Here is a 9,866-nt window from a genome sequence, read left to right on the forward strand (position 1 = left end):
CCGGTGAAAACCATCCGCGCCGCCAACTACACACGCGGCCGCTACGGCGGCATCCGCGTCATCGTCATCCACACCGCCGAAACCGGCGAAAGCGCCAGCGCCGCCGAGGGCATCGCGAACTACTTCGCCCGCCCCGCCACCAAAGCCTCCGCGCACGTGTGCACCGACAACAACAGCTCCGTCCGCTGCGTCGACGACGGCGACACCGCCTGGGCCGCCCCCGGCTGCAACAGCGACGGCCTCCAGATCGAGCTGGCCGGCCGCGCCGGACAAAACCGCTCCCAATGGGACGACGCCTACAGCCGCGCCCTGCTCCGCCAGGCCGCCAAGGTCGTCGCCACCTGGTGCAAGAAGCACAACATCCCCGTCCGCAAGCTCACCCACGCCCAGCTCCGCGCCGGCCACAAGGGCATCGTCGGCCACGTCGACGTCTCCAAGGTCTACAAGAAGAGCGACCACTGGGACCCGGGCCCCAGCTTCCCCTGGGACCACTTCCTCCAGCTCGTCCGCGACGAGCTCGACGGCAAGCCCGCCCGAGACGACGACGACACGAAGGTCATCCCGCGCCCGTCCACCGGCAAGCCCGCCTGGCCCGGCCGCTACCTCCAGTACAAGCCCGGCAGCCCGATGATGACCGGCCCCGACGTGCGCACCTGGCAGCAGTGGCTCAAGGACCACCGCTACACCGTCACCGCCGACGGCATGTTCGGCCCCATGACCCGCGCCGCCACCAAGGTCGCCCAGCGCGCCCTGCGCGTCGACGACGACGGCATCGTCGGCCCCGGCACCTGGAAGGCCGCCTGGTGAAACGCCGCCCCCCAGACGCCGCGCTGCTCGCCGCCGCGCTCATCGCCGCCGGCGTCGTGATCCCGCCCCTCGCCTGGCTGGCCACCGGCGTCCTGCTCATCGCCGCCGCCGTGGCGGCCACCGTCGCCGCCGCGAGCCTGTTCGACGCGAGCCCCAAGCCGTTCCTGCGCCTCATGAGCCTGATCACCCTGGCCCGCGCCACACCCGACCCCGCCGAGGCGCCCGCCCCGGCCCCAACCCCTCCTGGAGGAGAAGCCGTGTCCATGACCTTCGGCGAGGCGCTCGCCCACCTTAAGGCCGGCCATCGCGTCACCCGCGCCGGATGGAACGGCCGAGGCATGTGGATCTTCCTCGTGCCCGGCTCCACCATCACCGTCGCCGCAGACCGCCCGCTCGGCCAGGCCGCACCCCATCTGGTAGGCCGCGAGATCGAGTACCGGCCGCACATCGACATGTTCACCGCCGACGGCCAGATCGTCCCCTGGGTCGCCACCCAGTCGGACCTGCTCGCCGACGACTGGATCCTGCTAAGCGACTTCGACCCCGCGGTCGTGAAGGGCGATACGGCGGGCTCGGCCAGCGCGCACATGGCCACACAGCCCGGCCAGGTGTGGCCGGCGGACTGCGAGGCGTACGTCCCCCTCGACCGCCCTCGCGGTCTGGACGCCGAGCAGGGCTATGTGCAGGTCGTACCCATCCAGTGGTGCGCCCGGCCCTTCGTCCTCGACGAGGTCGTCCGGGTAGGCGACGCCCAAGGCCGCAGGGCGAACGCTGTCTACGTCGGTCGGATCACTGTCCCCGATGAGCCTGACGACCACGTTGTCGGCTTCTGCATCGACGGCCTGCTCGACCCTGTCCTCCCCGCCTCAACGCCCGCCCACTCCGACACCAGCACAGACGGCGAGGACAACCAGTGAAGGACCACCCGCACCGCGACAGTGCGCCCCAGGGCAACGAGTTCGGCCGCCACGCCGACCTCGTACAGCTGACCAAGCGCGCCACCGAGGACGGCTGGGCGTGGTCGCTGACCATCGACGGCTACGAGTTCCCCTACCTCCTGGCCCCCGATTCGGTCATCCCCGTCACGAATGACGAGTGGCCGAGCATCGTGCTCACCATGTACGCCGACCACGTCCAGGTGGAAAACCAGATGCGGTTCCTGCGCAACACCGACGGCGAGATGCGTTGGACGCCACACCCCGCCCGATGGGAAGCGCCGCCGCTCGAGCAGGCAGGCGGCATCACGATGGTCGACCCGGAGCAGTGGGCCGTGGCCGAGGACCGGATCGACAACATTCCCCGCCTCTTGCAGGTGCGCCGCAACGCCGGGTTCCCACGATGGGAGCTCCTGATCGACGGGCAGGAGTTCCCCTTCCGCCTCGGTCCCACATGCGACGTCTCCGTGGACATCACCGACGAGGGAGGCTTGCCTCGCGTACGGTTCACGCTCCTGGCCAAGCGGCTGGAGACGCGCCTGGACGGCCCCTTCCCTCCTGTAGCCCGCGACGAGGGCGGCTCGCACAGCGTGAAGCTGTGCCAGTGCCCCGCCTGCACGCAGCAGCGACGCGACATGACCGGATGTGCCTACCCGCACGCCCACGGCCATGCGGCTGAAGGCTGCACCGCCGCGGCTCGGGACCTGCAGGGCGCCCAGACGGTAGTCGCCCGCGCGGAGGAGAACCTGGCCGACGCCCGCGAGCAGGCCCAGCCGGTGCTGGACCAGGTCGAGGGCGAACTGTGACCGCCGACCGCGCCCGCCTGACCGAGGACGTCGACCCCGACCTCCTCCAGGCGCTCGTCGACCTCGGCGCCACCTACGGTCCGCTCGGCGTCGCTCTCGCCGCTGCCAAGCTGTCCGACCCGGCCGTGGTAGCCCGCCGGCTTCTCCGCAGCGAACCGGCCTCGGCAGCCGGCGAGCGAGAGCCCGGCGCCGCAGGCAAGGCGGGCGTCGTCATCAACGTCGAGCCCGCCCTGCCCGCCGGGCACGCCGGCGTCATGGTGACGGACGGAAGGGGGCAGGCATGGCCGAGGTGATCATCACGGTTGGGGTGGCGTTCGCCATCTGGGTGGTGGTGTCGCTCGCGTGCGCCGTGGTGGGGCTGCTCATGGCCTTCTCCCGCAGCGAGGTCGCCGGGCTGGGGCTGATGTTCGGCGGCCCCGTCGCGGCGGCCCTGCTCGCGGTCCTCGTCGCCGCGCACACGCTGTCCTGCTAGAGCATGACGGCGATCGTCGCCCACGTGGCGGCAGCGCCGGCGGCCGCGCCCGCCGCCGTCTGGGCGGGCGTGTGGTCGCCGAGCCGCGACCGTGACCAGGCGATCGCCCCCACCAGCAGCGCCCCGGCGCCGCCCACCACCGCGGCGACGCCGGGCGGCACCGTGGCCGCGAGCATGACCACGCTGCCCGCCGCCACGGCGGTATGAAACGAGATCTTCCACGCCAGAGTGATCGGGCCGACCACCGCCAGCGTCGCCAGCATGATCGCCACGCACACGATCATCACCCACGGCGCGCCGAGCACCACCAGCAGCGCCAGCGCCGCCACGACCAGGCCGGCGATCACGCCGACCAGCCACGGCCGCTGCGACCGCTCACCGACGTGCCGGTCACCGAACCGGCCCGACCGCACCCCCGCGCGGATCACCAGCGCCGGCACGCCGCCGCACAGCGCCGCCGCGGCGGCGCCCCAGCCGAGCCCGGCCCACCCGCCGCTCACCGCGCCCACCACGAGCGGCAGCCCGATCACCAGGTGAGCGGGCGCGAACACCTCCGTCAGGAGCCGAGCAGCGCGCCGTCCCGCCCGCTGGTCTTCCTGAACCGGGCCGCCACCTGACGCAACCACGCCGTCTCCCCCTCGATGTCACCCTTGAAATCCGGTCCCGGGATCGTCCCGGACGGCACCCCCGGGCCGCGTCCCGCGCGGGCGTCCACCAGCGCGCTGCGCACCCACTGGGCGACCTCGCCCGGGTCGCTGCTCGCCGGCGGCTCCGTGACCGAGGTGAGGTTCAGCATCCCGTCGCGGATCTCCACCAGCCTCCGCGCGGCCCGCTCGCCGAGCGTGCCCTTCATGCCCAGCGCCACGTCCGGGTACTGGTCGACCAGCGCCTGCCACAGCGGCCGCAGCTCCCGCAACGTCGCCACGTGACGCAGCCGCACCACGGCGGCCCGCCAGGCCGGGATCGATGTCCCCGCCGTGATCCCCACGATGCAGATCAGGAACGTCGTCTTGTGCAGCACCGGGATCTCCCGCCACGCCGTGCCCGGGTCGGCCAGCGTGACCAGGTTGACGAGCATCACGTGCGCGCGGTTGACCACCCCGGCGACCATGCCGAGCGTCGACAGCAGCAGGCCGACCCGCAGCAGCGGCGGCGCCACCCGGGCGAACCCGGCGAACAGCCACCCGGCCGACGCCAGACAGGTCATCAGCCACGCGTCGAACACCGCCAGGTAGACGCGGCCCTGCCACGCCGTCTCCCCGGGCGCGGTCGCGCCGTCGATCCAGTAGATACGGCCGCCCCGAACCGCGAACATCACGATCAGTACCGTCATCGTGAACAGCGCGGCCGGCCAGATCCAGCGCGCCCGCGAAGGCCTCTCTCCACGGGTGATCGCCTCCACGTAGGCGAGCAGACACGTCGCCGACGCGAGGCCGGTCAGGTGCCGCATCAGGGTGGCCAGCTCCGTGGCGGTGGTGGCGTCCAGCCAGGCGACGACCGGCGCCGCGGAGAACACCCGCGACAGGGCGAGCCCGGTGAAGGCACCCCACAGCATCCGCTGCTCGTGGGAGTGCCGGGCCGGCCGGATGCGGGAGATCGCCGCCCCGGACAGCAGGATCAGCGCTAACCAGTCCACCAGCGACACGGCGGGCTCCTATGACTCGTATCCGAACGTTCTGGACAGTTTGCGTAGCGCCTCGTCGCCGTCGGCGGGCGGCTCCTGGGCGCGCATCAGGATCATGGTGGCGAGCTGCTCGGCGTCGCGTTCCTCGACGGTGTCGTAGCGGCTGCGCGTGGCGTACCGGCTGGCCTCGTACGCCTGGACGACGGGGCCGAGCAGCAGGCGCAGCACCTTCTCGGCGTCGCCGCCGACGTGGCCGTGGTTGAGCAGCATGTGCCCGACCTCGTGCAGGACGATGTTGACGCGCAGCACGCCGGCCGCCCCGGGGGCGATGAACAGGTGATCGGCCCGGCGGGTGTCGAACCACAGCCCGGACACGGCGCTGCTCGCGTCGGCGGGCATGTTGTGGACGTGCAGCGGGCGCCGGCGGGTGGCGCGCACGCGGGCCAGGAATTCATCCAGGTCGAACGGGTGGGGGATGGGCACCGACCGCAGGGCAGCCAGCAGCCTGGGAGAGTGCACGATCGTGACCTTTCCGGCAGAGCCCGGACAGACTACCCGGCTCCAGCAGTGATCCCTACAGCTCTTCGCCCTCGCGCTCGCGCTGTCGGTCGAGCTCCTCGGCCGCGCGCATCGCCTCGACCATCTGCGCGATCGCGCTCATGGACAGCGGAGACAAGCCCGTCATCCGCTGTGCCACGTGCTCGACGCCGAGTTCCTCCAGGCCCTGCCGGACCTGCGCTAGCTGCTGCTCTTCTTCGGGGGAGAGCTGGGCGGGCGGGGGATCTTCCCCGGTCAGCCAGCCGACCGTCACGCCCAGCACGGCGGCCATGCCCGCCAGGAACTCCAGCGTGGGGTTCGTCTTCGTCCCCTTGCGCAACTGGCCGATGTAGGCGTGCGTCGCCTTGACGCCCACCTTGGCCAGTGCCCGTGCCGCTGCCCGTTCCGACAGCTTCGCGCTCCGCAGCCCCTCGTCCAGCCTGTCGGCCAGAGTTGCCACCGTATCTACCTCTCGATCCGCCGAACCTCATTCGACTGGTCGCCAACAGTACACACCAAAGTGCATATGCGTACCAGCGGTCGCCAACAGTTGACAAAACGGTGTTGTGGGAGTCGAATCGGACGCCCACAGAAAATTTCGGATTGAACCATATTCCCCAGCGGCCCGCCCGCTGCCGTCACCGTGCCCAACCCCTGGAGCTCGGCTTGCCCCATCACGAAGACCCCAGCGCTGATCTCCTGCTCGAGCTCTACCTCGAAGCCACCTACCAGCCCGACGACCCGTACGCGTTCCTGCGGTCGATCAAGCGCCGCCTGGAGGCCACCGAGGACGAGCGTCGCATCCTCATCCAGATGTTCGACATGGAGATCGCCCGCCTGCACGACCTGCGCGACCCCGTCACCGGCAAGCGAATACTCCACCAGAAGAACATCGCCGCCGAGACCAACATGAGCGTCCCGTCGGTGTCGAGGGCCAAGAAGGAAGCCAACCCGGTCCGGCTCACCGCCGCGGTGAACGACGCCACCCGACGGCTGCGCATGGTCGCCCACGACGAGCGGGTGCCGCCGAGCATCCGCCTCAAGGCGCAGGTCCGTGCCCGGCTCCTCACCCAGGCGATCGCCCGGTTCACCGCCGTGTTCACCGGCGCGGCCGCCACGGTGGGCGCGCTGTGGGCCGGCAGCAAGCTCGCCGCCGCCGCCAAGGCCGTCTCCACCGCCGCCACCGGAGTCACCGGCGTCGGCGGCGTCGGCGGGGCCGCGGCCGGAGGGCTGGCCGTACCCGTCGCCGGCAGCAGCGCCGCCGTGGCGGGCGGCGTGGGCGCGGCCGGGGGAGGACTGGCCGCGCTCGCCACGTCCGCGCCGGTGATCGTGCAGTCGGCCGTGCTCGCGGTCGGCACCTACGCCGTCGTCGGCGCCCCCGTGCTCGACCTGGTGGCGCCCGACCCGCCGCCCGCGATCCAGGTGATGGCCGAAGACCGGCCCGCCCCCACGGTGCCGTCCAGGCCCACCGCGACGGGGTCGGCCGCCGCGTCGGCCACCGCCCCGCTGTCGCCGCAGGGAACGCCGCCGCCCCCGATCGGGCTCATCCCGGCCGGCCCCGACAGCACCACCACGGCGACGCCCACGGCCAGCACCACGGCGACCGGCCAGCCGACCCCGAAGACCACGGCCGAGCCCGCGACGATCCTGCCGACGCCCAGGCGGACACCGACGACCATGCACGCCACGGCGACGGCGTCCGCCCCGGCCACCGCCGCCGCGACGACGGCGCCGCCAGCAACGACCGCGCCGGCCAAGCCGACCACGAAACCGACCGCGAAGCCCACCACCCCGGTGAGCACGCCGCCGGCGACGCTGGACGGGCAGCCGCAGCAGACCGCGCCGCCGTCGACGAGCACGCCCACCCCCAGCACGCCGAGCCCGAGCGCGACGAGCAAGCCCACGTCCACGAGCACGGGGATGCCGGACGGCCCTGCCGAGGGCGGCAAGCCTGGACCGCTCCCGACCGGCGGCGATCCAGCGCCGACGGCCAGCAGCGGCCCGACCGGCGAGCCCACGCCCGACCCCAGCCAGAGCCCCGGCGGCGAGCAGCCCACGAGCGAGCCCACCCCCACGATGGCCGCGCCCACCCCGGAGCCGACGGCCAGCGACCCGCCCCGCGCCGTCACCCCCGACCCCGCACCAGCAGCGGCGCCGGTGCTCGCGCCCGTCGCCCTCGCACCGCTCGCCATGAACGCCTGGTGGTACCTCCCGGCACCACCACCAGCACTACGAGGAGGCCCCCAGTGAACGCCTCAGCCAACACCCGCCACGCACAGGACTGGCGCACCGACCCGCTCATCAACCACGCCGACCACGCCCCGGAACGTTCCCTCGACTACGTCGCCTCCGCGATCGCCGGCGTCACCATCTACCGGGCCGGCTGCCGCTGCAGTACGCTGACTGGCCCAGAGGTGCGCGACGGCCGCGATCTGCTGGCGGCCTACGACGAGCACATGAGGCTCGTCCAGGCAGCCGCCCACGCCGCCGCCACCCCCTGAACGTCTGACCCCTTGCCCCCCGCCTGCCACGGAAGCGCAGTCCCGCCGGCAGACCCCAAAAGGGGGCAGGGGTCAGACCCCGCGGATCTTCCGCAACCTGGCCACGAACGCGTCGATCTCCGCCCGGCTCTCGGCCGACACCCACACCAGCCGCACCATGTTCAGGAACGTGCGCGACCACACCGAGCTCGCCCCGCGCAGCGTGCCGAGCCCGGCCGCGTCCCAGTCGGCCTGCCTGCTGAAGATGCCGTGCTCGCCGTCGTACAGCCGGGCCCGGAACTCCTCCTCGCCCAGCCCGAGCCGCGCCTGCTGCGCGGCCGTCTCCCGCTCCAGCGCGTTCAACAGCGCCTCGTCGACGAGCGCGCACACCGCCTGCAGCTCGCCCACGATCTCGGCCAGCTCGCCGCCGTCCGCCTGCTCAGCCGCGCGGGCGAGCCTGCGCAGCGCGGCCGCGACGCCCTTGTGGTGGGGGAGGAGCGCCCGGTGCGCGAACGTCTCCCCGGCCGCCTGCAGCACGGCGGCCGCGACCCGGGCGCGCACGGTCTCGGCCCGCCAGTGCGTCTCCCGTCCGGTACTCACTGCACGTCGAGGCTGGTCTGCTGGAGCTTGCCCAGCTCCTTCTCCAACTGCTTGATCAGCTTCTCCGCCTGGCCGACCGCCTTGGTGAGCGCGTTGGTCTCCTGCCGGTGCGCCCGCTCCAGCCGCTGGATCTCGGCCTGGTGGCTGGCGCGGAGCCGGTCCACCTCCTGGCGGGTGCGGTCGGCGTCCGCCCGCGCGTCGGCCTCGCCCTGCCGGGCGGCCGCCGCCTGACGCTCGGCGGCCTCGGCGCGCTCGTGCGCGGCCTGCACCTGGGCGGCCGCCTCCGCCGCGACCTGCTCGACCCGGGCGGCCGCGTCCGCCTCCGCCCGCGCGATCCGCGCCTCGGCGTCGGCCTGCGCCGCCTGCATTGCGGCGCGGGCCTGCTCGGCTTCCTCGCGGGCGTCGTCCACCTGGACGGCCGCCTCATGCCGGGCCTGCTCGACCTGCTCGCGCGCCTGCGTCTGGGCGGCCTCGATCTGCTCGTGCGCGTGCGTCCGCGCGACCTCGACATCGCGCAGCGCGTCCTGCCGTACCTGAGCGATCTCCGTCCGCAGCTCGGCGGCCTCGCGCTCGGCCCGCTCGGCGTCGGCCAGCGCCTCGTCGGCCGCGTCCCGGGCCGCGTCCCGATCCTCCACCGCGGCGTCGCGCTCCCGCTCGGCGGCCAGCCGCCGCCGGTCGGCCTCGCCCGCCTCACCGCGCGCCTCGGCGATCTGCCGCTCGGCGTCCGCGGCGATGGTCTCCAGCTCGGCCTCCATCGCCTCCGGGTCAGCGAGGTTGGCCAGCGTCGCGGCCACGGCGGTGAACTCGTCGACGGCGTTGCGGATGCTCGCCTCGGCGTTCTCGGCCGCGTACCGGGCGCCGGCCAGCAGCCCGCCGGCGCGTACCCGGGACGTGGCCACCGGCCGGCCGGGCACCTCCTCCGGCATCGGCGCCGGAGTATCCAGCCGCCCCGACTCCCGGGCCGCGTAGGCGTTGCGCGCGTTGTGCACGGTGCCGGTCTGCGGGTCGGGCTCCTCGCAGTACTGCTTCTGCCGACCGCTTCCCCCGGGCCTCGGAGGTGCCGGTTTCCGCGAGCAGCCGAGCCACTTGCACGTTGGCCCCTTTCGCGGCTGCGCGGAGTGGTCGTGGTCGAGCTCGGGCTGCTCCATGCCGCCGTTCTACCACCCCGGGACCTTATGTCTCCACGTCCTGACGGGTTCGGTTGGAAGAAAAGACGAATGAGAAGGAAAATTAGATGGATAGAAAGTAAGTAAATTAGATTGATAGATGGAAAGAAAGAAAAGCCGCAGGTCAGAGCCGGGAGACTGGCCCGGCAGGATGGACGCTGCAGGGCGAACTCGACCTCCCGAAGGGCATCGGGACGCCCCCGGGGGTGCGGCGTTCTACAGCGCTCTCAGCCCCGCACGCGCGCCCGGGGGCCGCAACCCCCAACGAAAACGGCCCGCCCTCACGCCGTAGCGGAAGACGGGCCAACGCACCGGGAGCCGTGGCTCCCCGTCGGTCACAAGATCGGCAGGTAGCGGCCCAGCTCGAACTCGGTGACGTGGCGCCGGTATTCGCGCCACTCCGAGCGCTTGTTGCGCAGGAAGAAGTCGAAGACGTGCT

13 protein-coding genes are annotated in these 9,866 nt (G+C 72.8%); 7 read left to right on the top strand and 6 right to left on the bottom strand.

Annotation, left to right across the window (positions count from 1 at the left end; genetic code table 11):
• Positions 1-3 precede the first annotated feature (3 nt).
• From ACWDXC_RS41625 to ACWDXC_RS41645, 5 genes are read left to right on the top strand one after another with little or no spacing between them, the layout of a single operon-like run.
• The gene (locus ACWDXC_RS41625; RefSeq protein ID WP_449992005.1) at positions 4-807 is read left to right on the top strand and encodes a peptidoglycan recognition protein family protein; all 804 of its coding nucleotides are present in this window, start codon (positions 4-6) and stop codon (positions 805-807) included.
• Positions 804-1,724 carry a DUF2829 domain-containing protein gene (locus tag ACWDXC_RS41630; protein ID WP_449992007.1) on the top strand — a complete coding sequence of 307 codons (921 nt, stop codon included), beginning with the start codon at positions 804-806 and terminating at the stop codon, positions 1,722-1,724. The genes ACWDXC_RS41625 and ACWDXC_RS41630 overlap by 4 nt, the downstream gene beginning before the upstream one ends.
• Complete coding sequence (locus ACWDXC_RS41635; protein ID WP_449992010.1) at positions 1,721-2,548, top strand: hypothetical protein; 828 nt, start codon at positions 1,721-1,723, stop codon at positions 2,546-2,548. Before ACWDXC_RS41630 ends, ACWDXC_RS41635 begins: the two co-directional genes overlap by 4 nt.
• Positions 2,545-2,841 carry a hypothetical protein gene (locus ACWDXC_RS41640; protein ID WP_449992013.1) on the top strand — a complete coding sequence of 99 codons (297 nt, stop codon included), beginning with the start codon at positions 2,545-2,547 and terminating at the stop codon, positions 2,839-2,841. The genes ACWDXC_RS41635 and ACWDXC_RS41640 overlap by 4 nt, the downstream gene beginning before the upstream one ends.
• The gene (locus ACWDXC_RS41645) at positions 2,829-3,020 is read left to right on the top strand and encodes a hypothetical protein (RefSeq protein ID WP_449992015.1); all 192 of its coding nucleotides are present in this window, start codon (positions 2,829-2,831) and stop codon (positions 3,018-3,020) included. The genes ACWDXC_RS41640 and ACWDXC_RS41645 overlap by 13 nt, the downstream gene beginning before the upstream one ends.
• On the opposite strand, the gene ACWDXC_RS41650 is transcribed toward ACWDXC_RS41645, so the two are convergent.
• The 4 genes from ACWDXC_RS41650 to ACWDXC_RS41665 are packed head-to-tail and all read right to left on the bottom strand — an operon-like array spanning position 3,017 to position 5,641.
• A complete protein-coding gene (locus tag ACWDXC_RS41650; protein WP_449992017.1) occupies positions 3,017-3,571 on the bottom strand; it encodes a hypothetical protein in 555 nt (184 codons plus the stop codon). The two genes, ACWDXC_RS41645 and ACWDXC_RS41650, sit on opposite strands and share 4 nt — an antisense overlap.
• Before the next feature lie 5 nt (positions 3,572-3,576).
• Positions 3,577-4,665 (bottom strand): MAB_1171c family putative transporter, encoded by a 1,089-nt coding sequence (locus ACWDXC_RS41655; RefSeq protein WP_449992019.1) that lies wholly within the window; start codon positions 4,663-4,665, stop codon positions 3,577-3,579.
• A gap of 9 nt (positions 4,666-4,674) precedes the next feature.
• On the bottom strand, positions 4,675-5,163 hold the full coding sequence (locus ACWDXC_RS41660; RefSeq protein WP_449992021.1) for a hypothetical protein: 489 nt from the start codon (positions 5,161-5,163) through the stop codon (positions 4,675-4,677).
• Positions 5,164-5,218: 55 nt separating this feature from the next.
• Complete coding sequence (locus ACWDXC_RS41665; RefSeq protein ID WP_449992024.1) at positions 5,219-5,641, bottom strand: hypothetical protein; 423 nt, start codon at positions 5,639-5,641, stop codon at positions 5,219-5,221.
• A gap of 206 nt (positions 5,642-5,847) precedes the next feature.
• On the opposite strand from ACWDXC_RS41665, the gene ACWDXC_RS41670 reads away from it, so the two are divergent.
• Both ACWDXC_RS41670 and ACWDXC_RS41675 read left to right on the top strand, forming a co-directional pair.
• Complete coding sequence (locus tag ACWDXC_RS41670) at positions 5,848-7,431, top strand: hypothetical protein (RefSeq protein ID WP_449992026.1); 1,584 nt, start codon at positions 5,848-5,850, stop codon at positions 7,429-7,431.
• Positions 7,428-7,682, top strand: a complete 255-nt coding sequence (locus tag ACWDXC_RS41675; RefSeq protein ID WP_449992028.1) for a hypothetical protein — start codon at positions 7,428-7,430, stop codon at positions 7,680-7,682. The genes ACWDXC_RS41670 and ACWDXC_RS41675 overlap by 4 nt, the downstream gene beginning before the upstream one ends.
• A 72-nt stretch (positions 7,683-7,754) precedes the next feature.
• Here the strand turns inward: ACWDXC_RS41675 and ACWDXC_RS41680 are convergent, their stop codons facing one another.
• Positions 7,755-8,261 (bottom strand): hypothetical protein, encoded by a 507-nt coding sequence (locus ACWDXC_RS41680; protein WP_449992030.1) that lies wholly within the window; start codon positions 8,259-8,261, stop codon positions 7,755-7,757.
• A complete protein-coding gene (locus tag ACWDXC_RS41685) occupies positions 8,258-9,409 on the bottom strand; it encodes a hypothetical protein (RefSeq protein ID WP_449992033.1) in 1,152 nt (383 codons plus the stop codon). Before ACWDXC_RS41685 ends, ACWDXC_RS41680 begins: the two co-directional genes overlap by 4 nt.
• Positions 9,410-9,866: the final 457 nt, after the last annotated feature.

The organism is Nonomuraea sp. NPDC003214 (genome assembly GCF_053590035.1).